The 21,314-nt window shown below is 73.5% G+C and carries 16 protein-coding genes; 7 read left to right on the forward strand and 9 right to left on the reverse strand.

Features of this window, described 5'->3' with window-relative positions; all coding sequences use genetic code 11:
* Nucleotides 1–106 precede the first annotated feature (106 nt).
* Nucleotides 107–1,372, forward strand: coding sequence for an MFS transporter (locus OG294_RS14710; protein ID WP_327066956.1), 1,266 nt, complete (start codon nucleotides 107–109; stop codon nucleotides 1,370–1,372).
* A 67-nt stretch (nucleotides 1,373–1,439) separates the two neighbouring features.
* On the forward strand, nucleotides 1,440–2,756 hold the full coding sequence (locus tag OG294_RS14715) for a D-arabinono-1,4-lactone oxidase (RefSeq protein WP_327066957.1): 1,317 nt from the start codon (nucleotides 1,440–1,442) through the stop codon (nucleotides 2,754–2,756).
* A 29-nt stretch (nucleotides 2,757–2,785) separates the two neighbouring features.
* Here the strand turns inward: OG294_RS14715 and OG294_RS14720 are convergent, their stop codons facing one another.
* Nucleotides 2,786–3,745 carry a hypothetical protein gene (locus tag OG294_RS14720; protein WP_327066958.1) on the reverse strand — a complete coding sequence of 320 codons (960 nt, stop codon included), beginning with the start codon at nucleotides 3,743–3,745 and terminating at the stop codon, nucleotides 2,786–2,788.
* A gap of 592 nt (nucleotides 3,746–4,337) precedes the next feature.
* Between OG294_RS14720 and sepH the strand changes: the two genes are divergently transcribed.
* Nucleotides 4,338–5,426 (forward strand): septation protein SepH, encoded by a 1,089-nt coding sequence (gene sepH, locus OG294_RS14725; RefSeq protein ID WP_327066959.1) that lies wholly within the window; start codon nucleotides 4,338–4,340, stop codon nucleotides 5,424–5,426.
* 64 nt (nucleotides 5,427–5,490) lie between these two features.
* On the opposite strand, the gene OG294_RS14730 is transcribed toward sepH, so the two are convergent.
* Nucleotides 5,491–6,399: a sulfurtransferase gene (locus tag OG294_RS14730; RefSeq protein WP_327066960.1), complete on the reverse strand. Its 909-nt coding sequence runs from the start codon at nucleotides 6,397–6,399 to the stop codon at nucleotides 5,491–5,493.
* Between the two features lie 178 nt (nucleotides 6,400–6,577).
* Here OG294_RS14730 and OG294_RS14735 point away from each other — a divergent pair, with 178 nt between their 5' ends.
* On the forward strand, nucleotides 6,578–7,354 hold the full coding sequence (locus OG294_RS14735; protein ID WP_327066961.1) for a VOC family protein: 777 nt from the start codon (nucleotides 6,578–6,580) through the stop codon (nucleotides 7,352–7,354).
* Between the two features lie 4 nt (nucleotides 7,355–7,358).
* Here the strand turns inward: OG294_RS14735 and OG294_RS14740 are convergent, their stop codons facing one another.
* The 4 genes from OG294_RS14740 to OG294_RS14755 form a co-directional block, all read right to left on the reverse strand.
* Nucleotides 7,359–8,009, reverse strand: a complete 651-nt coding sequence (locus OG294_RS14740) for a thymidine kinase (protein WP_327066962.1) — start codon at nucleotides 8,007–8,009, stop codon at nucleotides 7,359–7,361.
* Between the two features lie 82 nt (nucleotides 8,010–8,091).
* Nucleotides 8,092–9,279: an alkaline phosphatase family protein gene (locus OG294_RS14745; RefSeq protein WP_327066963.1), complete on the reverse strand. Its 1,188-nt coding sequence runs from the start codon at nucleotides 9,277–9,279 to the stop codon at nucleotides 8,092–8,094.
* 10 nt (nucleotides 9,280–9,289) lie between these two features.
* On the reverse strand, nucleotides 9,290–9,877 hold the full coding sequence (locus tag OG294_RS14750) for a DUF5998 family protein (RefSeq protein WP_327066964.1): 588 nt from the start codon (nucleotides 9,875–9,877) through the stop codon (nucleotides 9,290–9,292).
* Between the two features lie 104 nt (nucleotides 9,878–9,981).
* Entirely contained in the window at nucleotides 9,982–12,819 is a 2,838-nt protein-coding gene (locus tag OG294_RS14755) for a bifunctional acetate--CoA ligase family protein/GNAT family N-acetyltransferase (protein WP_442789159.1), read from the reverse strand.
* A gap of 168 nt (nucleotides 12,820–12,987) precedes the next feature.
* Here OG294_RS14755 and OG294_RS14760 point away from each other — a divergent pair, with 168 nt between their 5' ends.
* Together OG294_RS14760 and OG294_RS14765 are read left to right on the forward strand one after the other, a co-directional pair.
* A complete protein-coding gene (locus OG294_RS14760; RefSeq protein ID WP_327066965.1) occupies nucleotides 12,988–13,269 on the forward strand; it encodes an HPr family phosphocarrier protein in 282 nt (93 codons plus the stop codon).
* A gap of 154 nt (nucleotides 13,270–13,423) precedes the next feature.
* Nucleotides 13,424–14,176: an SAM-dependent methyltransferase gene (locus OG294_RS14765; RefSeq protein WP_327066966.1), complete on the forward strand. Its 753-nt coding sequence runs from the start codon at nucleotides 13,424–13,426 to the stop codon at nucleotides 14,174–14,176.
* 24 nt (nucleotides 14,177–14,200) lie between these two features.
* Here the strand turns inward: OG294_RS14765 and OG294_RS14770 are convergent, their stop codons facing one another.
* The 3 genes from OG294_RS14770 to OG294_RS14780 form a co-directional block, all read right to left on the reverse strand.
* Nucleotides 14,201–15,394: an RtcB family protein gene (locus tag OG294_RS14770; protein WP_327066967.1), complete on the reverse strand. Its 1,194-nt coding sequence runs from the start codon at nucleotides 15,392–15,394 to the stop codon at nucleotides 14,201–14,203.
* 386 nt (nucleotides 15,395–15,780) lie between these two features.
* On the reverse strand, nucleotides 15,781–17,169 hold the full coding sequence (locus OG294_RS14775) for a M16 family metallopeptidase (RefSeq protein ID WP_442789160.1): 1,389 nt from the start codon (nucleotides 17,167–17,169) through the stop codon (nucleotides 15,781–15,783).
* The gene (locus OG294_RS14780; protein WP_442789161.1) at nucleotides 17,166–18,545 is read right to left on the reverse strand and encodes a M16 family metallopeptidase; all 1,380 of its coding nucleotides are present in this window, start codon (nucleotides 18,543–18,545) and stop codon (nucleotides 17,166–17,168) included. The genes OG294_RS14775 and OG294_RS14780 overlap by 4 nt, the downstream gene beginning before the upstream one ends.
* A gap of 276 nt (nucleotides 18,546–18,821) precedes the next feature.
* Between OG294_RS14780 and OG294_RS14785 the strand changes: the two genes are divergently transcribed.
* Entirely contained in the window at nucleotides 18,822–21,269 is a 2,448-nt protein-coding gene (locus OG294_RS14785) for a DNA gyrase/topoisomerase IV subunit A (protein ID WP_327066968.1), read from the forward strand.
* Nucleotides 21,270–21,314 lie beyond the last annotated feature (45 nt).

Consider the following 21,314-nt stretch of genomic DNA (forward strand, 5'->3'; position numbering starts at 1 on the left):
ACGTTCCGTAAGCTGTGTAGAGGAGCCATGTTCCTTACCCAGCGGAACCGTGGCCGCCGTCGCAACCCACCGGGCCCTCCCTGGCTCTTCCCACCCAGGAGCCGCCGTGCTGTCCAACTACCGCCAGATCTTCGCCGCCCCCGGCAGCCTCGCCTTCTCGGCGACCGGCTTCCTCTCCCGCCTGCCGATCTCCATGGTCGGCATCGGGATCGTCACCATGCTCTCCCAGCTGCGCGGCTCCTACGGGGTGGCCGGCGCGGTCTCGGCGGTGATGGCGCTGGCGGCCGCGGCCATCGGGCCGCAGATCTCCCGGCTGGTCGACCGGCACGGCCAGCGCCGGGTGGCGCTGCCCGCGACCGCGGCCACCACCGTGTCCACCGTCGCGCTGCTGCTCTGCGCGCGCTCCGGCGCCCCCGACTGGACGCTCTTCCTCAGCGCGGTCGGCATGGGCACCATGCCGAGCACCGGGGCGCTGGTGCGGGCCCGCTGGGCGCACCTCTACCGCTCGGACCCGGGCAAGCTGCACACCGCCTACGCGTTGGAGTCGGTGGTCGACGAGATCATCTTCATCGTCGGGCCGATCCTCTCGATCGGCCTGGCCACCTCGTTCTTCCCGGAGGCCGGCGTGCTGCTGGCCGGGATCTTCCTCGCGGCCGGGGTGCTGCTCTTCACCGCGCAGCGCGGCACCGAGCCGCCGGTGCACCGCACGGCCCGGGAGTCGGGCGGCTCGGCGATCCGCTCGCCCGGACTGCGGGTGCTGATGCTCACCTTCATCGCCACCGGAGCGATCTTCGGTGCGGTCGAGGTGGTCACCGTCGCCTTCGCCCAGGCACAGGGGCACAAGGGTGCCGCCAGCCTGGTGCTGGCCGTCTACGCGCTCGGTTCGGGCCTGGCCGGGGCCGTCTTCGGCACGCTGCACCCGCGCGGCCCGGCCGACCGGCGGTTCCAGCTGGGCATCGGGGTGATGGCGCTGAGCATGCTGCCGCTGGTGCTGGCCGCGCGCTGGTGCACCGGTCCGGTGGGCATGCTCGCGGTGGGCGCCGCGCTCTTCCTCTCCGGGCTCTCGATCGCCCCGACCATGATCACCACCATGGGGCTGGTCGCCCGGCTGGTGCCGCCCGCCCAGCTGACCGAGGGGATGAGCTGGACCACCACCGGGCTCGCCCTCGGCGTGGCCGGCGGCTCCTCGCTGGCCGGCTGGCGGGTGGACGCCGCCGGGGCGGCGGCCGGCTACCAGGTGCCGATGGCCGCGGCGGCCTTCGGCGTGCTGGTCGCCCTGGCCGGCGGCCGGCGGCTGCGCACGGCCGGCGCGGAGCCCGCACCGGTGGAGCCGGGCACGCTGGCCCCGTCGGGCGAGCCCGCGCGACCATAGACCGTGCGGGCACCGGTGGCTAGGCTCCCTACCCACTGGTAATGCACCCGTCGCTGGGAGGCTCCGCATGCCCGCCACCATCACCGCCGGCCGCTGGACCAACTGGGCGGGCAACCAGAGCGCCGCGCCGGCTCAGGTGGTCAGCCCCGGTTCGGCCGAGGAGTTGGCCGCGGTGGTCCGGCAGGCCGCCGAGCAGGGCCGCACCGTCAAGGCCATCGGGTCCGGTCACTCCTTCACGGCGATAGCCTCGGCCGAGGGCGGCGTACTGGTGCGGCCCGAGGGGCTGTGCGCCGTGCACGAGCTGGACCGGGCCGCCGGTACGGTCACCGTGGAGGCCGGCCTGCCGCTCAACCGGCTCAACCGGCTGCTGGCCACGGCCGGACTGGCGCTGACCAACATGGGCGACATCGACGTGCAGACCGTGGCCGGCGCGACCAGCACCGGTACCCACGGCACCGGCCGCGACTCGGCCTCACTGGCCGCGCAGATCAAGGCGGTCGAGCTGGTGCTGGCCGACGGCTCCGTCCGCCGCTGCTCCCCCACCGAGGACCCGGAGCTCTTCGCGGGCGCCCGGCTGGGCCTGGGCGCGCTCGGCGTGCTCAGCACGGTCACCTTCGGGGTCGAGCCGGCCTTCCTGCTCACTGCCCAGGAGCAGCCGATGGGCTTCGCCGAGGTGCTCGACCGGTTCGAGGAGCTGAGCTCGGTCAACGAGCACTTCGAGTTCTACTGGTTCCCGCACACCGACCGGTGCAGCACCAAGCGCAACAACCGCAGCCACGGGCCGGCCGCCCCGCTGCCCGCCGCCAAGGCCTGGCTGGAGGACGACTTCCTCTCCAACACCGTCTGGGAGGGCGCCTGCCGGATCGGCCGCGCCTTCCCCCGCACCATCCCGGTCATCGCCACCGTCGCCAGCCGGGCCTGGTCCGAGCGCAGCTACACCGACACGGCGCACAAGGTGTTCACCAGCCCGCGCAAGGTGCGCTTCATCGAGATGGAGTACGCGGTGCCGCGCGCGGCGGCCACCGAGGTGCTGCGCGAGCTGAAGGCACTGGTGGAGCGCAGCGACTGGCGGATCAGCTTCCCCGTGGAGGTGCGCTGCGCCCCGGCCGACGACCTGTGGCTCTCCACCGCCAACGGCCGCGACACCGTCTACATCGCCGTCCACCTCTACCGGGGCACCGCCGAGCAGGGCTACTTCACGGCCGTCGAGCAGCTGATGACGGCGTACCAGGGCCGCCCGCACTGGGGCAAGCTGCACAGCCGGGACGCCGAGTACCTGGCCGACGTCTACCCGCACTTCAAGGACTTCACGGCGCTGCGCGACCGGGTCGACCCGGAGCGGCGGTTCGCCAACGCCTACCTGCGCCGGGTGCTCGGGGCGTAGCGCACCCGCCCGATCCGGTCGGCCCGGGTTCAGGGCGTCGCGGCGGCGCCGGGCTGGCCGGTCGGCGCATCGGCGGGGGTGGCGGCCGGCGGGGTGGCGGCCGGCGGCAGCGGTCGGGTGGAGGCCGGCGGCGTGGCGGCGCCCGTCTGCGGCGACGCGCCGGAGCTGCTCGTCGACCCGCCCGAAGGCGAGGGGGACGAAGAGCCCTGCGGCGTCGGGCTCGGGCTGCCGGACGGGGTGGCCGGCGCCGACGGCGTGGCCGACGCACCGGCACCGCCCGAGCCGGACGGACTGGGCGAGGCCCCCGCCCCGCCGGAGCCGCTGGTCGCCCCCGACCCGGTCTCGGCGGCGCGGCTGGGCGCCGCCGGGTCACCGGCCCCCGGCTTCACGGGCGCCCGGTCGCCGCTCCTGCCGCCACCGCCGGGGAAGAGCGAGTTGCCGCCGCCGTCCTGACCGGTGGTGATGTCGTGCACGGTCTTGCCGGTGGCCTGCTCGACGATCAGGATCGGCGTCATCGCCAGCACGAAGACCAGCGCGGAGAGCGCCGCGTAGGTCTTCCAGCTCCGGCGGCGCCGGGCCCGGAACACCCCGGAGTCGTTCCAGCCGCCCGCCACCGCCCGGTCGTGCTCCGCCCGGTCGCCGTCCGCCGGCCCGCCCTCGGAACGCCAGGCGCTCGGCAGCGGCGCCGTCTCGGTGAGCGGAACCTGCTGCAGCCCGTTGACCGTCCTGCCGGGCCCCCGGTCGGCGGCCTCCCGCAACTGCTCCCCGGTGCGCCGGAACAGGTGCTGGAAGAGCGCGCCGCCGGTGGTGGCGCCGATGCTGACCACCGCCGCGCCGATGATCGTCCCGTAGACGCCGAGCTCCGAGGCGAGCACCGCGCCGACCACGGCGGCCAGCGCACTGGCCGTCACCTGGGCCAGGCTCAGGTCGATCCGCCGCCTGCCCTGGTCGGTCGACGGGGCGGCGGCCCGCTCACTCTGTTCGGGCATCGGTGCTCTCAGTCTCGGTTCGGTCGGCCGCCCAGCGGCGTCGGGAAGTCGCTCAGCAGTTCGGTCGGTAAGTCGTCAGGTCGTCCAGCGGACTCGTCGGCCCATCCGATAAGCCCGCCCATTGTGCACAAAGAAGGACACAAGGGTCGAAAATCCGGTTTCTTGAAGTCGATATATGTGAAGATGATCACCGTCAACTGATCGGCGGTCCGCCATCGGAGTCTTCGCTCTTGAGATTCCCGTGAATCGCGGGAGACTTGAGCGGCGAGCCGCCCCTGTGGATGCCACGAATGGAGTACTGTTCGTGGAGCCTGAGCCTTCGGTCATCCTCTCGACTGCCACGACATCGACAGTCGATATGACAGCCTCGGTCCAGGCACGCACGGCGGCGCTCGACCCGAACCGTCGCTCCACATCCACGTGCGGGGAACGGCCGGGAATGCCTGACGCGGTGTCACCTGATGACGCGGCGAACAGGCCACCGTGCCACAGCGGCATGACCGGACGGAAGTCCGACACGCCGGAGAACTCTGCAAGGTTGTGGCAAGTCGCCAGTGGGCAGGCCACACTCAGTACGGGAGCAGCGACGCAGGTGACGTCGGCAGGCACCACCCGGGAGGTAACCGTGCCCGAACTGCGCGTCGTGGCCGTCAGCAACGACGGCACACGGCTGGTGCTCAAGGCTGCCGACAGCACGGAGTACACCCTCGCCATCGACGAGCGGCTGCGCGCTGCCATCCGCGGTGACCGCCCGCGCCTCGGCCAGATCGAGATCGAGGTCGAGAGCCACCTGCGCCCGCGCGACATCCAGGCGCGGATACGAGCCGGTGCCTCCGCCGAGGAGGTCGCCCAGGCGGCCGGCATCTCGGTCGACCGGGTGCGCCGCTTCGAGGGCCCGGTGCTCGCCGAGCGTGCCTTCATGGCCGAGCGCGCCCGTAAGACCCCCATCCGCCGCCCCGGCGAGTCCACCGGCCCGCAGCTCGGCGAGGCCGTCGGCGAGCGCCTGGTGCTGCGCGCGGCCGAGAAGGACACCGAGCGCTGGGACTCCTGGCGGCGCGACGACGGCACCTGGGAGGTCGTCCTCTCCTACCGCTCGGACGGCGAGGGCCGCACCGCGAGCTGGACCTACGACCCGCCCCGGCGGCTGGTCCAGCCCAACGACGACGAGGCCCGCGCACTGATCGGCGAGAGCGTCGAGCGCGAGGAGGAGTCGGTCTTCCCGTTCATCCCGCGGATCGCCCGGCTGCCCCACGACCGACCGCTGCGCCCGATGATCGAGCGGCCCTCCGCCGACCGGATCATGTCGCCGCCCGATCGGCTGCCGGCCCGCGAGGCCGTCGCGGCCGCCGAGAGCAGGGATTCGCTGACCAGCCTGCTGGACGTGGTCCCCGCGTTCCGCGGCGACCTGGCGGTGGGCCCCTCGGCGATCGAGGCCGCCCCGGTGGAGGAGGAGCAGGAGGTCGAGGAACCGGCCGCCGCTGCCGCCGCCGCCCCGGCCGTCGGTGCGGGCTCGGCGTACGCGGACATCCTGATGCCGCGCGCGGTCGCCCCGCACCGTGAGCGGCTGGTCGGCACCACCGACCGCCAGGCCGAGGCGGACGGCGTACGCCCGGGCCGCCGGGCCACCGTGCCCAGCTGGGACGAGATCGTCTTCGGCAGCCGGCGCAAGAAGACGGAGTAGCGATTCTCGATCACGCGGCGGTGGCCGGCCCCGACCAGGGCGGCCACCGCCGCGTGACGACGTCTCAGCCCCGGTCCGCCCCGGTGGCCACCGGGCGGTGCGGGTCGTTCGACCACTCGCTCCACGAGCCCGGGTAGAGCGCCGCCCGGTGCCCCGCGACGGCGAGCGCGAGCGCCTGGTGCGCCGCCGTCACCCCCGAGCCGCAGTACACCCCGACCTGCTGCCCGCCGGCCTCCTGCTCTTCGACGCCGAGCGCGCGGAATCGCTCCACCAGCTCGGCGGCGGGCTTGAACCGCCCGTCGGCGGCGTTGTTCTCGAAGGTCGGCGCGCTGACCGCGCCCGGGATGTGCCCGGCCCGCGGGTCGAGCGGCTCCACCTCGCCCCGGTAGCGCTCGCCCGCCCGGGCATCCAGCAGCAGGCCGGTCCTGGCCAGCTCCGCGGCCTGGTCGGCGTCCAGCGTGGGCAGCCGGCCCGGGCTCGGCGTGAAGTCACCCGGGGCGGGCTCGGGCGCCTCGGTGCTCTCCGGCTGTCCGGCCGCGCGCCAGGCCGCGAAGCCGCCGTCCAGCACCCGGACCTCCGGGTGCCCCGCCCAGCTCAGCACCCACCAGGCGCGGGCGGCCGAGGTGGCCGGTCCCCCGTCGTAGACCACCACCGGCCGGTCCGCCGACACCCCGGCCAGGCGCAGCGCCGCACCGAGCCCGTCGGGATCGGGCAGCGGGTGGCGGCCACCGGCCCCGGGCGGCGCGGCCAGCACCTCGTCCAGGTCCACGAAGACGGCGCCGGGCAGGTGTCCGGCCGCGTACTCGGCGGCGCCGACCGCCGCGCCCCGCCCGGTGGCGCCGCCCGCTCCGGCGGCGGGCGCCGTCAGCTGCCAGCGGATGTCCAGCAGCACCGGCGGTCGCTCGCCGGCCAGTTCCTTCACCAGGTCGTCGACCGTGATCAGCGGGGATTTCAGCGCGGAATTCTTGTCCATGGGCGTCATTCTGACGCCTCGTTCACACCTTTGGCGGTCGCCCGGTGGCGTTCCGTGCTCCTTTGTGCGCTCTTTGCCATGATTTCCGCGCCGTCGCCCGGTCTGTCACCCAGCCAGGTGGGACCATCTGGCTGGGGCCCGAGCCGCCGGGCCGGGCGCCCCCGCGAGGAGGTCTGGAATGACGGCGCTGAAGGTCAGGATCGCCCACGGCACGCCCTGCTGGGTGAGCCTGTTGGTCCACGATCGGGAGCGGGCCGAGGCGTTCTACGGTCCGCTGCTGGGCTGGAGCTTCACCCCGGGCCCCAGCGAGCCGGGCGGCTACGTGCGCGCCAGCCTGAACGGGGCCAAGGTGGCCGGGATCGGGGTGGCACCCGCCCACTCGGCCCTGCCCACCGAGTGGACCACCTACTTCGCGGTGGACAACGCCGACCAGGCCGCGGCGCGGGTGCGCGAGTGCGGCGGCACGGTGGCGGTCGGCCCGCTGAGCTCGGGGCAGGCCGGGCGGCTGGCCGTGGCGGCCGACCTCTCGGGTGCCTTCTTCGGCCTGTGGGAGGCGCAGGAGCACCTGGGCTGGGAGGTGGTCGGCGAGCCGGGCGCGCCCGTCTGGAACGAGCTGGTCACCAAGGACGAGCCGCTGGCCGCCGCCTTCTACGGCTCGGTCTTCGGCCGCGCGGTGGTCGAGGCGGACCCCTCGGCGGTGGCCCGCGGCGAGGAGGACGCCACCCTGCAGGTGGAGGGCCACCGGGTGGCGGGGATCAAGCAGACCACCGACCTGCGCGACGGTCCGCCGCGCTGGCGGATCTACTTCGCCGTCGAGGACGTCGACCTGACGGTGCGCCGGTGCCTGGAGCTGGGCGGTGCACTGCTGGTGGCCGCGCACGACACCCCGTACGGACGGGTGGCCAGGCTGGCCGACCCGGAGGGCGGGCGGTTCTCGGTGGTCAGGCTGCCCTGACCGGTCAGCCGCGCTCGAACGGGAGCACGTCCGGCGACAGGGCGGCCGCCCTGGCCGTGGCAGCGGTGAGCCGGCGGCGGTGGTGGCGGCGGCAGAGCACCTCGTAGCCGACCTCGTCCTCGCTCACCGTGACATCCCCGACCACCACCTGCGGCCCCTCCACGACCATCACCCCGCCGACCGTGCGCGCGTTGTGGGTGGCCCGCGCCCCGCACCAGCAGAGCGCCTCGACCTGGAGGATCTCCACCCGGTCGGCCAGCTCGATCAGCCGCTGGGAGCCGGGGAAGAGCCGGGTGCGGAAGTCGGTGGTGATGCCGAAGGTGAAGACGTCGATGCCCAACTCGTCCACCACCCGGGCCAGCTGGTCGACCTGCTCGGCGGCGTAGAAGTTGGCCTCGTCGCAGATCAGGTAGTCGACCTTGCCGCCGGCCGAGAGCAACTGCACCACGTAGTGCTGGAAGTCGAAGCCGTCGGTCACCTCGACCGCCTCGGCGCGCAGCCCGAGCCGGCTGGAGATGGTGGAGGCGCCCGCCCGGTCGTGCCGGGCGAAGATGATGCCCTGCCGGCCGCGGGCGGCGTGGTTGTGGTTCATCTGCAGCGCCAGGGTGGACTTGCCACAATCCATCGTGCCGGAGAAGAACACCAGGTCAGCCATGGGTGGTGCGCGGGCCTTTCATCAGACTGATGGTCGGTCGGACCACCGGCGGGGCGGTGGACCGGGTCGGGCCGAAGAGCGGTCAGGGACGGACTTCGAGCAACGGGACGAGCTGTTCGACCGGGGTCATCGACCCGTGCAGCCCGATCATCGCGGACTCCCCCGGCTCGCTGCGGGAGGCGATCACCGCGACGTCGTCCCGGGCGGCGGCGACCACGTCACCGATCCGGTGGTACACCCGGTCGTCCACGGCCGGGCCGAACCAGCCGGCCTCGATCGCCTGGTCGCGGGTGGCCACCCACATCCGGTCGCCGAGCACCTCGGACCAGACCGTCTGCACGTCGGCGGCAGCACCGGGCACCGCGTAGACGTGCCGGGCCCGGCCCTCGCCGCCGAGCAGGGCCACGCCCGCGCTCAGTTCCCAGTCCTCGTCGAAGTCGATCCGGTCCTCGGGGGCGATGTCGATCATGCCGTGGTCGGCCGTGACGTACATCGCCGAGCGCGGCGGCAGCTGTTCGGCCAGCCGCTGGGCCAGCCGGTCGACGGTGTTGAGCATCATCCGCCACTCGTCCGAGTCCACCCCGTAGCGGTGGCCCATGCCGTCCAGCTCGCTGACGTAGGTGTAGACCAACGCGCGGTCGGCACAGGCCAGCTGACGAGCCGCCAGGTCCATCCGCTCCTCGCCCGTGGTGCGGCCGAGGAACTGGCCGCCGGAGAGCGCCACCTGGGTCAGCGGGGTCTGCGCGAACAGCGGCGAGGAGACCTGGCTGGCCGCCACCCCCGCGTCCTGCACCCGCTGGAAGACCGTCGGATAGGGCTGCCAGCTGCGCGGGTCCACCGGCGGCTGCCAACGCAGCTGGTTCATCAGCTCGTTGCGGCCCGGGATCGCCACCGCGTAACCGGCCAGGCCGTGCAGGCCCGGCGGCAGCCCGGTGCCGACCGAGGCCAGCGAGGTCGCGGTGGTGGAGGGGAAGCCGGCGGTGAGCGGACGGCCCGAGCCGCCCAGCGAACCGCCCAGCAGCGAGTGCAGGAAGGGGGCGTACTCGGGGTGGCGGCGGATGAGCTCCCACCCCATGCCGTCCACCAGGAAGACGCAGACCCGGTCGGCCGGGGCGAGCGGCAGCGTGCTGGTGAAGCCGGGCACGCCCATGTTCGCGGCCACCGAGGGCAGCAGGTCGCTGAGCGAACCGCTGCCGTAGCCCGGAGCGGGCGCTTCGGCCGGGTCGAGGAGCTGGAAGTCGTCGTGGTCGTGCGCCGGGAGGTAGGACATCACAGGGGCCTCAGGCCCTGCTGATGGTGGCCTCGGACAGCGCCCGGGCGAAGACCAGCGCCTGGGCCACCGTCTCCGGGCCGTCCCCCGCCTCGCTGACCCGCAGCGACAGGTCGTCGGCGGTGGCCGAGCCGGTGTAGCCGTGGTCCGCCTCGCAGTTCGGGTCCGAGCAGCCGGCCGGCTCCAGGTCGATCCGCTGCACCGCGCCCCACCCGATGGTCAGCACCACCTCGCGCGGCAGCCGGCCCGGGGTGTACGTCTCGGGGTTGGCCACCATCCGGCTCAGCACCACCGAGCCGATCCGGTCCACCCGCACGCACTCGGTGGAGGTGGTCGCGTACGGCACCGGGCTGGTGGCGTCGGCGGCCTGCTCGTCGGTGTGGCTCACCACGAACCTGGTGGCGGTCAGCACCAGCACGGTCACGTGCCGGCGGACCTCGTTGGCGTCGAAGGTGGTCTCCTGGTGGACCAGGTAGGAGGTGATCGGCTCGGGGCCCACCGCGGACTCCACGGCCTCGGACACCAGCGCGGGGTAGTAACCACTGCGCTCGATCGCCGAGCGCAGGTCCTGCGTGGTGGTGGTACCGGTCTTCGCCATAACTCCATCCTGGCATGCCCCGCCGACGCGACGGGCTGGACTGCGCCGTACGTCCGCGCGAACCGGCCCCCGGCCGCCGCGCGCACGGGCGCAACCCAGGAAGGCTACAGGGTGCTCATGGCGCGCGGGCCCAGATCGCTGCGGACCGGCAGCGGTGCGAGCCGGACCTGGGCCCGCAGCACCGCCAGACCGTGCGGCGCCACCACCACCGGCTCGAGATCCACCGCGGCCACCTCCGGCAGGTCGTCGACCAGCTGGGAGACCCTCAGCAGCAGCTCCTCCAGCGCGTCGGTGTCCACCGGGTCGGCGCCGCGCCAGCCGAACAGCAGCGGAGCCGCCCGCACCTCGCGCACCAGTGCGGCCACCTCCAGGTCGGTGGCGGGCACCAGCCGGTGCGCCAGGTCGCCGAGCAGCTCGGACGGTGCACCGGCCAGCCCGAAGGAGAGGATCGCGCCCGCCGCCGGGTCCACCGTGGCGCCGATCACCGTGTCCACCCCGCGCGCGGCCATCTTCTGCACCACCAGGTCGGCCCGCGCCGCGCCGCCGAGCAGCTCGGCCACCTCGCGGTGCGCGCGGCGCAGCCCCTCCTCGTCCGTCAGGTCGAGCCGCACCCCGCCCAGGTCCGGGCGGTGGCGCAGGTGGGCGGCGGTGGCCTTGAGGGCCACCGGGTAGCCGAGCGCGCTCGCCGCTGCCACCGCGCTCTGCTCGTCCGGGGCGGGCAGCGCCCGCTGCACCTGGATGCCGTAGTGCCCGAGGAGCTCGGCGGCCTGCTGGTCGGACAGCGCGAACCGGGCGCCGCCGGGCTGGGTACGGGCGGCCTGCCCGATCGGGGAGTCCAGCGCCCGCTCGACCAGGCTCCGGGCCGCCGCGTCGTCGATCCCCTCCAGCTCGGGCACCCGCGCGGTCTGCTCGGCGGTCTCGGCGGTGTGCCGCCACTCGCCGTAGCGCACGGCATGCGCAAGCGCCCGCACGGCGCGCTCGGGCGCGGGGTAGGCGGGGACGGGGTACTCCCCCGCGCTCAGCACGGCCGGCAGGTCGGTCAGCGCGAGGTGGGTGAGCAGCAGCGGCTTGCCCAGCACCCGGGCCATCGCCGCCGCGGCCAGCAGGCCCTCGCCGATCGCCGGGTCGGTGGCGGGCAGCGACGGCTCCTCACCGATCGCGATGCTCGGGCTGACGATCGGCGGGATCGCCACCGCGATCACCGCGTCCACCCCGGGGTCGCGCAGCGCGGTCTCCAGCGCCACCCGGAAGTTCTCGCCGGTCGCTCCGGTGGTCAGGTCCACCGGCGCGCGTGGGCGCAGGCCCGCGCTGAGGCAGGCGTCATGGGTGAGCAGGCCGAGCGAGTCCGAGTTGCCCACCACCGCGACCCGGTCGCCGACCGGCAGCGGCTGGCGGGCCAACAGCTCACCGGTGTCGAAGAGTTCGGTGATGGTCTCGACCCGCACCACGCCCGCCTGCTGGAACAGCGCGTCCACCGTGGCGTCGCGCAGCGAGCTGGCGACGGCCGGCACGGCGTGCCCGGGCGGCAGGCTGCCGGTGTGCCGGGCGCCCTTGACCACCACGATCGGCTTGGTGCCGGCCAGTCGCCGGGCGATCCGGGTGAACTTGCGGGGGTTGCCGAAGGACTCCAGGTAGAGCAGCACCACGTCGGTGGCCGGGTCCTCCTCCCAGTACTGCAGCAGGTCGTTGCCGGAGACGTCCGCGCGGTTGCCGACCGAGACGAAGGAGGAGACGCCGAGCCCGCGCCGGTGCGCCCCCTCCAGCAGCGCCACCCCGATCGCGCCGGACTGGCAGAAGATCCCGAACCGCCCCGCCGCGGGCAGCACCGGCGCCAGCGAGGCGTTCAGCGGGTGCTCGGGGTTGGTGCTCAGCAGGCCGAAGGCGTTCGGGCCGATCACCCGCATGCCGGCGGCCCGGGCCTGGCGGACCAGCGCACGCTGCCGCTCGCGCCCGTCCGGCCCGGTCTCGGCGTAGCCGGCGGTCACCACCACCAGGCCGCGCACTCCGTGCGCACCGCACTCGGCGACCACCCCGGGCACCGCGTCCACCGGCACCGCGATCACGGCCAGATCCACCGGGCCGGGGATCTCCAGCACCGAGCGGTGCACCGGCACGCCCTCGAGCTCGGTGCCGGGCGGGGCGGCCCTGTTCACCGCGTACAGCGGCCCCTGGAAGCCGCCGAGCAGCGCGCGCAGCAGCGCCCGTCCGGCCGACTGCTCGGTGCGCGACACCCCGATCACCGCGACCGAGCGCGGCGTCAGCAGCCGTTGCACCGAGTGGGCCTCGGCGCGGTGCTCGCGCCCGCGCATCACCGCCAGCGAGGCGGCGGTGGGCTCCAGGTCGAACTCCAGGTGGACCAGACCGTCGGCGAAACTGCGCTTCTGGGTGTAGCCGGCGTCCGTGAAGACCTTGGTCATCTTCCGGTTCTCCGGCAGCACCTCCGCGACGAAGCGGCGGATCCCGCGCTCCTGGGCGACCGCCGCGATGTGCTCCAGCAGTGCGGAGGCCACGCCGCGGCCCTGGTGCGCGTCCTGGACCAGGAAGGCCACCTCGGCGTCGGTGCCCTCCTGACTGGGCCGGCCCGAGGTGTCGATCCGGTCGTAGCGGACGGTGGCGATGAACCGGTCGCGCACCACCACGGCCAGCGCCACCCGGTCCACGAAGTCGTGGTGGGTGAAGCGCCGCACGTCCTTGGCGGAGAGCCGGGGGTAGGGCGCGAAGAACCGGAAGTACTTCGACTGGTCGGAGACCTGGGAGTAGAACTCCACCAGGCGTTCGGCGTCCGCGGGCACGATCGGGCGGATCCGGGCGGTGCCGCCGTCGCGCAGCAGGATGTCGGCCTCCCAGTGCTGCGGATAGCCGGGGTCGGCCGGCGCGGCCGGGGAGCCAGGGGGCGGAGCCGGCGGGTCCTGCGGAGCCTGCGGGTCCTGAGGGTCGTCCACAGCCGCCAGGCTATCGGGCGGCGAGCCGGATGGCGCCCGGCGTGCGCGCCGTCAGGGTGGACCCCGGTTTGCGGACGCGTGGCCGCCCGGAGCCACATTCCGCGCCACCCGTGCCAGAATGGTCTAGACAACATGTCTGCACACAGCACCACCTGAAAGGCACGTCACATGGCTGAGCGCCGCGTCACCATCGGTTGGCCCGAGGGCCTGCACGCCCGTCCCGCCTCGGTCTTCGTCCGGGCGGCCGCCGCCGTGGGCGTGCCCGTCACCATCACCAAGGCCGCCGGCGGCAACCCCGTCAACGCCGCCTCCATGCTCGGCCTGCTGGCGCTCGGCGCCGAGGGCGGCGAGGAGGTCGTGCTGGCCTCCGACGCCCCCGACGCGGACGCCGCGCTGGACCGCCTGGCCAAGATGGTCCAGGAGGGCCTGGACGAGCTCCCCGCGGCCTGAGCCCGGGGCGCCTCGCGCACTCCCCACGCTCCGAAGGGGCGTCCCGATCGCCGCGGGACGCCCCTTCGGCCTGCCCGGGCGAGCCGGGACGCCGGGCGCCACGGATCCGGCCGAACCCCGTGCGGATCGGGCCCGCAGCTGCCAGGCTGAACCGGTGGACCGCCAGGAGCTCGCCTGCCTCGCCCATACCCACCACCCCGTCGCCGCTCCGCTCGCTGACGAGAGTGTGGCCGCACTGCTGCGCCGGGCCCTGCCCCGCGGCGACGAGCGGGTCCTGGAGCTCGGTTGCGGCCAGGGCGCCTGGCTGCTGCGCGCGCTGGCCGCCCACCCGGGGCTGACCGCCGACGGCGTCGACCCCGACCCGGCGGCCCTGACCCGGGCCCGCATCACCGCGGAACACCTGGGCGTGATCCGCCGCCTGGGCCTGCACCACCGGCCACTCGCCGAATTCGACCCGGCCCGCCCCTACGACCTGGTGCTCTGCGTCGGCACCGGCGAGGCCTTCGGCGGCCTGCTGCCCACCCTCGCCGCCGCCGACCGCCACCTCGCCCCCGGCGGCACCCTGCTGCTCGGCGAGGGCTACTGGCAGCGCCCGCCCGACCAGGCGGCCCTGACCGGCCTCGGCGCCGCCTCCGCCGACTTCGACTTCGACGACCTGCCGACCCTGGTCGAGCGGATCACCACCGCCGGCTGGGCCCCGGTCCACGCCCACACCAGCACCCGCGACGAACTCGACGACTACGAGTGGTCCCGCACCGGCGCCCTCACCGAGTGGGCCCTGGACCACCCCACCCACCCCGACGCCCCCGGCACCCACCAACTCGCCGCCGAACACCGCACCAACTGGCTGACCGGCTACCGCGACGCCATCGGCTTCGTCACCCTCCTGCTGCGCCGGGCGGACTGACCAGCCCTCCCGCCCGGCACACGCTCAACCCTTCACGCAGATGAGTTGCTTGAGGTGGGCGACCACCTCGACCAGGTCCTGCTGCTGCTCCATGACCTTCTCGATGGACTTGTACGCCCCCGGGATCTCGTCCACCACACCGCTGTCCTTGCGGCACTCCACGCCCTTGGTCTGCTCGACCAGATCGCGCGTGGTGAACCGCTTCTTGGCGGCCGTCCGGCTCATCTTGCGACCCGCGCCGTGGGAGGCGGAGTTGAACGAGGCGGGGTTGCCCAGACCGCGGACGATGTAGGAACCGGTGCCCATCGACCCCGGGATGATCCCGTAGTCGCCGGAGCCGGCCCGGATCGCGCCCTTGCGGGTGACCAGCAGGTCGACGCCGTCGTAGCGCTCCTCGGCCACGTAGTTGTGGTGGCAGCTGATCACCGGCTCGAAGCCGACCTTGGCCCGGCGGAACTCGTTGCGGATCACGTCCTGGAAGAGCGCCATCATCATCGCCCGGTTACGGCTTGCGTACTCCTGCGCCCAGAACAGGTCCTGCCGATAGGCGTTCATCTGCGGGGTGTCCGAGATGAAGACCGCGAGGTCGCGGTCGACAAGCCCCTGGTTGTGCGGAAGCGACCGGGCGACCGTCATGTGGTGCTCAGCCAGCTCCTTGCCGATGTTGCGCGAACCGGAGTGCAGCATCAGCCAGATCGCACCCTCGGTGTCGAACGTGAGTTCGGTGAAGTGATTCCCCGAGCCCAGCGTCCCCATCTGCTGCATGGCCCGCTCGCGCCGCCACTTCACCTCCGGCGCCACGCCCTCGAACCGGTCCCAGAAGTCGTCCCAGCCCGCCGTCTGGAATCCGTGCAGCGTGCGCGGGTCGACCGGCTCGTTGTGCAGACCACGCCCGACCGGGATCACCTGCTCGATCTTCGAGCGCAGCCGGCTCAGGTCGTCGGGCAGGTCGCGGGTGGTGAGCGAGGTCTTGACCGCGCTCATCCCGCAGCCGATGTCCACGCCGACCGCGGCCGGGCAGACCGCGCCGTTCATCGCGATCACGGAGCCGACGGTGGCGCCCTTGCCCAGGTGGACGTCCGGCATCACGGCCAGGCCGTGCAGCCAGGGCAGGGTGGAGATGTTGCGCAGCTGCTGCATGGCCGCGCCTTCGACGGTGGCCGGGTCGGCCCACATCCGGATGGGGACCCGCGCGCCGGGTACCTCGGTGTACGACATGGTGTAACTGACCCCCAAAGGTCGACAGGATCAAGGGTAGGACCGCCACGCGAGGCGTCCGGCGTGGCTCGGGAAGACGGAGGAAGGCCCAGCGAGGACCAGCGGGCCCGGCAGTGCTCAGCGGGGCCCAGGATCGCGCGGCAGGCGCGGCACCGCGCTCAGGCGGTGGTGCGGCACGAAGCGGGAGCAGACGGCCTCGGGGAGCGTCGGGCGTCGATACGCCTGCCTGGTTGCTCGACCCGCATGGTGACCGCCTCCTCTCCGTCCGTTCAGGGTGCCGCCCGGTGCGACGGGGCTATCAACCCACAGTCCGGCCGGTCGGCGCAACGCAATAACGCGAGGGCCTGGCGGGTGTGCCCGCCAGGCCCTCTGATCAGCCGTCAGCCTCAGTTGGCGACCACGGTGACCTCACCGATGCCGAGCTCCTTGACCTGGTCGGCGATCACCGAGGCGTCCCCGACCAGCACGGTGACCAGCCGGTCGGTGGGGAACGCCGCCACCACGGCGGCGGTGGCCGCCGCCGTGTCGAGCTCGGCCAGCTCCCGGTAGACCTCGGCCTGGAAGTCGTCGGCCAGGTACTGCTCGACCTGGTCGGCCAGGGTCGCGGCCACCGATCCGGCCGTCTCGTACTTCAGCGGCGCGACGCCGACCAGGAACTGCACGGCCTCCTCGCGCTCGCCGTCGGTCAGCCCCTCCGCGGCCAGGGTGCGCAGGATGGTCCAGGTGTCGGCCAGCGCGGGGGCGGTGGAGGCGGTGTCCACCGAGCCGCTGATCGCCAGCAGCGCGCGCCCCGAGCCCTCGGCGTTGGAGCGCAGCGGCTGGGCGAAGGCCCGCACGCCGTAGGTGTAGCCCTTCTCCTCGCGCAGCACCCGGTCGAGCCGGGAGGTGAGGGTGCCGCCCAGGCAGTAGGCGCCCAGGGTCTGCGCGGCCCAGCTTGGGTCGTGCCGGTCCGGACCGATCCGGCCGATCAGCAGCTGGGTCTGCACCGAGCCCGGCCGGTCGACGATGATCACCCGCCCGGCGTCGTCGGCGCTGACGGCGGCGGCCTTGCTGGGGGCGGTCTGCTCACCGCTCCAGCGGCCGAGGGTGGACTCCAGCAGCGCCGGCAGGTCGACGCCGGTGAGGTCGCCGACGATCACCAGGGTGGCGGTGGAGGGCCGGATGTGCTCGTTGTAGAAGGCCTGGACAGCCGCACGGTCGATCCGCTTGACGGTCTCGGCGGTGCCCGAGCGCGGCCGGGAGAGCCGGTCGGCGGCGTCGAACAGCTCGGCGTAGAGCGCCTTGGCGGCGCGCCGGGCCGGGTTGGCCTGCTCGTGGACGATCTCGTCCAGCCGGTTGGCGACCAGGCGCTCGATCTCGTCGGCGGGCAGCGCGGGCGCCCGCAGCGCGTCGGCCAGCAGGGTCAGGCCGCGCTCCAGACGGGAGGCGGGCACCTCCAGGGCGACCCGGATGCACGGGTGGTCGGCGTGCGCGTCCATGGTCGCGCCGGCCCGCTCCAGCTCGGCGGCGAACTCCTCGGCGGTGAGCGTGTCGGTGCCCTCGCTCAGCGCCCGGGACAGGATGGTGGCGACGCCGTCCAGGCCCTCCGGCTCGGCGGCGAGCGGGGCGTCGAGCAGCACCTCGACGGCGACCAGCTGCTGCCCGGGGCGGTCGCAGTGCAGCACCGTCAGGCCGTTGGCCAGCGCGGCGCGCTCGGGCGCGGGGAAGGCCCAGGGGGTGGGCGTGCCCGGCTGCGGCTGCGGGTGGAACGTCATGGTGGGAACGAAGGCGGTCATGCGGCGTCCTCCTCGTCAGCGCCGTCGGCGGCGTCGTCGTCAGCGGTGGCGGGGAGCGGCTCGTAGACCAGGACCGCCCGGTTGTCGGGGCGCAGGCGCGCCGCGGCGACCGCCTGCACCTCCTCGGCGGTGACCTCCAGCACCCGGTCCAGCGCGCCGTTCACCAGCTTGGGGTCGCCGAAGAGCACGGCGTACCGGCACAGCTCGTCGGCGCGCCCGGCGACGGTGGTGAGCCGGTCCAGCCACTCGCGCTCGATCTGGGCCTGCGCCCGCTCCAGCTCCTCCGCGGTGGGGCCCTCGGCGGCGAATCGGGCCAGCTCCTCGTCCACGGCCAGCTCGATCTGCTCGACCGTCGCCTCGCCGGAGGTCTTCACGTCCAGCCAGCCGAGCGAAGGGGCGCCGGTCAGCCGCAGCAGGCCGAAGCCGGCCGAGACGGCGGTGCGGTCGCGGCGGACCAGCCGGTTGTAGAGGCGGCTGGACTCGCCGGAGCCGAGCACGGTCAGCGCCAGGTCGGCGGCGTCGGCCTCGCGGGTGCCGTCGTGGGGCAGCCGGTAGGCGGCCATCAGCGCGCGGGAGGGGACCTCCTCCTCGACCAGCTCGCGGATCTCCTGGCCGATGACCTCGGGCAGCGTGCCGTCGCGCGGCGGCTGCTTGCCGTCGTGGGCCGGGATGGTGCCGAAGTACTTCTCCACCCACGCGATGGTCTGCTCGACGTCGATGTCGCCGACCACCGAGAGCACCGCGTTGTTGGGCGCGTAGTAGGTGCGGAAGAACGTGCGGGCGTCCTCCAGCGTGGCGGCGTCCAGGTCGGCCATCGAGCCGATCGGGGTGTGGTGGTAGGGGTGACCGTCGGGGAAGGAGAGTGCGGTGAGCTTCTCGAAGGCGGTGCCGTACGGGACGTTGTCGTAGCGCTGGCGGCGCTCGTTCTTGACCACGTCGCGCTGGTTCTCCATCGACGTGTCGTCGAGGGCGGCCAGCAGCGAGCCCATCCGGTCGGCCTCCAGCCAGAGGGCGAGCTCCAGCTGGTGGGTGGGCATGGTCTCGAAGTAGTTGGTGCGCTCGAAGCTGGTGGTCCCGTTGAGGGAGCCGCCGGCGCCCTGGACCAGCTCGAAGTGCCCGTTGTTGGAGACGTTGGCGGAGCCCTGGAACATCAGGTGCTCGAACAGGTGAGCCAGACCGGTGCGGCCCTTCACCTCGTGCCGGGAGCCGACGTCGTACCAGAGGCAGACCGCGGCGACCGGGGTCAGGTGGTCCTCGGAGAGCACCACCCGCAGACCGTTGGCCAACCGGTGCTCCGTGATGGCGAAGCCTTGGCTTCCTGAACTGGTGTGACTAGCTGAACTGGCTCCGTGGGAGGCGGGGGCCGGGTTGGCCATGCGCTCGGATCCTTCCCGTCAGGTTGGCTCGGGGGTCTCTTCCGCCCCCCATTGTGGTGTAACGCGCAGGCCGCCGGGATGTGTCCGCGCAGGCGGCCCGTTCGCCACCGGCGGAAGCCGTCCGGTTCGTTCCGGGACCGCGCGAACGGCCACCGGGGCCACCGGCGAGGTGACCGTTGGCCGGGGCTGTCCGTGCGAGGGTCCACAATGGGGGGCGCCGTACCCTCCGGTGACGACATGTGAAGCAGCTGACAGACGCAAGGGAGCCCCGCCGCGATGGCCCGCCGCAGTTCGCCGACCCCGCCGCCCGGAGACTTCGAGGAGCGGATCCTCGACGTCGATGTCGTGGACGAGATGCAGGGTTCCTTCCTTGAGTACGCCTACTCCGTGATCTACTCGCGCGCCCTGCCGGACGCGCGGGACGGTCTCAAGCCGGTGCACCGGCGCATCCTGTACCAGGCCAACGAGATGGGCCTGCGCCCGGAGCGCGCGCACGTGAAGTGCGCCCGCGTGGTCGGCGAGGTGATGGGTCGGCTGCACCCGCACGGGGACGCGTCGATCTACGACTCGATCGTCCGGATGGCTCAGCCGTTCTCGATGCGGGTGCCGCTGATCGACGGGCACGGCAACTTCGGCTCGCTCGGCAACGACGACCCGCCGGCCGCGATGCGATACACCGAGTCGCGGCTGACCGCGGCCTCGATGGCGCTGGTGGAGTCGATCCACGAGGACACCGTCGACTTCGGTCCCAACTACGACGGCAGCGAGCAGGAGCCGGTGGTCCTCCCGGCCGCCTTCCCGAACCTGCTGGTCAACGGCACCTCCGGGATCGCGGTCGGGATGGCGACCAACATGCCGCCGCACAACCTGAGCGAGGTGGTGGCCGCCGCCCGCCACCTGATCAAGCACCCGAGCGCCGACCTCGACACCCTGATGCGCTTCGTCCCCGGCCCCGACCTGCCCACCGGCGGCCGGATCGTCGGCCTGTCGGGCATCCGGGACGCCTACCAGAGCGGCCGCGGCTCCTTCAAGATCCGCGCCACCACGACGGTGGAGAACGTCACCGCCCGCCGCAAGGGCATCGTGGTGACCGAGCTGCCGTTCACGGTCGGCCCGGAGAAGGTGATCGGCAAGATCAAGGACCTGGTCAACGCCAAGAAGCTGCAGGGCATCGCGGACGTCAAGGACCTGACGGACCGTGAGCACGGCCTGCGGCTGGTGATCGAGGTCAAGAACGGCTTCGTGCCCGAGGCCCTGCTGGAGCAGCTCTACAAGCTGACGCCGATGGAGGAGACCTTCGGCATCAACAACGTGGCGCTGGTGGACGGGCAACCGCTCACCCTGGGCCTCAAGGAGCTGCTCGAGGTCTACGTCGACCACCGCTTCGAGGTGGTCCGCCGGCGCAGCGAGTTCCGGCGCCGCAAGCGCCAGGAGCGGCTGCACCTGGTCGAGGGCCTGCTGGTGGCCCTGGTCGACATCGACGAGGTCATCGCGCTGATCCGGTCCAGCGACAACGCGGCCCAGGCCAAGGAGCGCCTGATGGAGCGCTTCTCGCTCTCCGAGACGCAGACCGCGTACATCCTGGACACCCCGCTGCGCCGGCTCACCCGCTTCGACCGGGTGGAGCTGGAGGCCGAGCAGTCCAAGCTGACCACGGAGATCGCCGAGCTGACCGAGATCCTGGAGTCGGACACCAAGCTGCGCTCCGTGGTCTCCAGCGAGCTGGGCGCGGTGGCCAAGCAGTTCGGCACCGAGCGGCGCACGGTGCTGCTGGAGGCCGGCGCGGTCTCCTCGGCGGCGCTCACGGTGCCGCTGGAGGTGGCGGACGACCCGTGCCGGGTGCTGCTCTCCGCCACCGGCCTGCTGGCCCGCACCGCGGACGGCGAGGCAGGGCAGGGCGCCGATCGCTCGAAGCACGATGTGATCGTCAGCGCGGTGCCGGCCACCGCGCGCGGCGATGTGGGCGCGGTGACCTCCAGCGGCCGGGTGCTGCGGCTGCCGGTGATCGACCTGCCCGCGCTGCCCCCGCAGCCCGCGCTGTCGCTGGCCGGTGGCGCCCAGGTGAGCGAGTTCCTGCGGCTGACCGCCGACGAGCGGGTGATCGCACTGACCACGCTGGACGAGTCCTCCCCGGGCCTGGCACTGGGCACCGTGCAGGGCGTGGTCAAGCGGGTGGTCCCGGAGTGGCCGTCCAACAAGGACGAGTTCGAGGTGATCGCGCTCAAGGACGGCGACGAGCTGGTCGGCGCGGTGGAGCTGCGCACCGGCGAGGAGGACCTGGTCTTCATCACCAGCGACGCCCAGCTGCTGCGCTACCCGGCGGGCCAGGTCCGCCCGCAGGGCCGTCCGGCCGGCGGCATGGCCGGGATCAAGCTGGCCGACGGCGCCCGGGTGCTGTCGTTCACGGCGGTGGACCCGGCGGCGGACGCGGTGGTGGTCTCGGTCGCGGGTGCCTCGGGCACCCTGACCGGGGAGGCCCAGAGCAGCTGGAAGGTCACGCCGTTCGAGCTCTACCCGCGCAAGGGCCGGGCCACCGGCGGGGTGCGCTGCCAGCGCTTCCTGCGCGGGGAGGACACGCTGGCCTTCGCCTGGGCCGGGCCCGCTCCCGCCCGCGCGTCGGCGGCAGGCGGCTCGCCGATCACCCTGCCGGAGCGCGACCCGCGCCGCGACGGTTCGGGCACGCCGTTGAGCACGCCGGTCTCGGCAGCGGCAGGGCCGGTCTGACCTGCGGAAAACCCCACTCGGGCAGCCGACCGCGCGGCGGTAGGG

Origin of the sequence: Kitasatospora sp. NBC_01302 (assembly GCF_035976515.1) — a bacterium.
Taxonomy (GTDB): domain Bacteria; phylum Actinomycetota; class Actinomycetes; order Streptomycetales; family Streptomycetaceae; genus Kitasatospora.

What these genes read in the sequence shown, in the direction of transcription:
- OG294_RS14715 (WP_327066957.1), top strand. Translation starts at nt 1,440, where the DNA reads ATGCCCGCCACCATCACCGCCGGCCGCTGGACCAACTGGGCGGGCAAC.
- OG294_RS14720 (WP_327066958.1), bottom strand. Translation starts at nt 3,745, where the DNA reads ATGCCCGAACAGAGTGAGCGGGCCGCCGCCCCGTCGACCGACCAGGGC.
- OG294_RS14730 (WP_327066960.1), bottom strand. Translation starts at nt 6,399, where the DNA reads ATGGACAAGAATTCCGCGCTGAAATCCCCGCTGATCACGGTCGACGAC.
- OG294_RS14735 (WP_327066961.1), top strand. Translation starts at nt 6,578, where the DNA reads ATGACGGCGCTGAAGGTCAGGATCGCCCACGGCACGCCCTGCTGGGTG.
- OG294_RS14740 (WP_327066962.1), bottom strand. Translation starts at nt 8,009, where the DNA reads ATGGCTGACCTGGTGTTCTTCTCCGGCACGATGGATTGTGGCAAGTCC.
- OG294_RS14745 (WP_327066963.1), bottom strand. Translation starts at nt 9,279, where the DNA reads ATGTCCTACCTCCCGGCGCACGACCACGACGACTTCCAGCTCCTCGAC.
- OG294_RS14750 (WP_327066964.1), bottom strand. Translation starts at nt 9,877, where the DNA reads ATGGCGAAGACCGGTACCACCACCACGCAGGACCTGCGCTCGGCGATC.
- OG294_RS14760 (WP_327066965.1), top strand. Translation starts at nt 12,988, where the DNA reads ATGGCTGAGCGCCGCGTCACCATCGGTTGGCCCGAGGGCCTGCACGCC.
- OG294_RS14770 (WP_327066967.1), bottom strand. Translation starts at nt 15,394, where the DNA reads ATGTCGTACACCGAGGTACCCGGCGCGCGGGTCCCCATCCGGATGTGG.
- OG294_RS14775 (WP_442789160.1), bottom strand. Translation starts at nt 17,169, where the DNA reads ATGACCGCCTTCGTTCCCACCATGACGTTCCACCCGCAGCCGCAGCCG.
- OG294_RS14780 (WP_442789161.1), bottom strand. Translation starts at nt 18,545, where the DNA reads ATGGCCAACCCGGCCCCCGCCTCCCACGGAGCCAGTTCAGCTAGTCAC.
- OG294_RS14785 (WP_327066968.1), top strand. Translation starts at nt 18,822, where the DNA reads ATGGCCCGCCGCAGTTCGCCGACCCCGCCGCCCGGAGACTTCGAGGAG.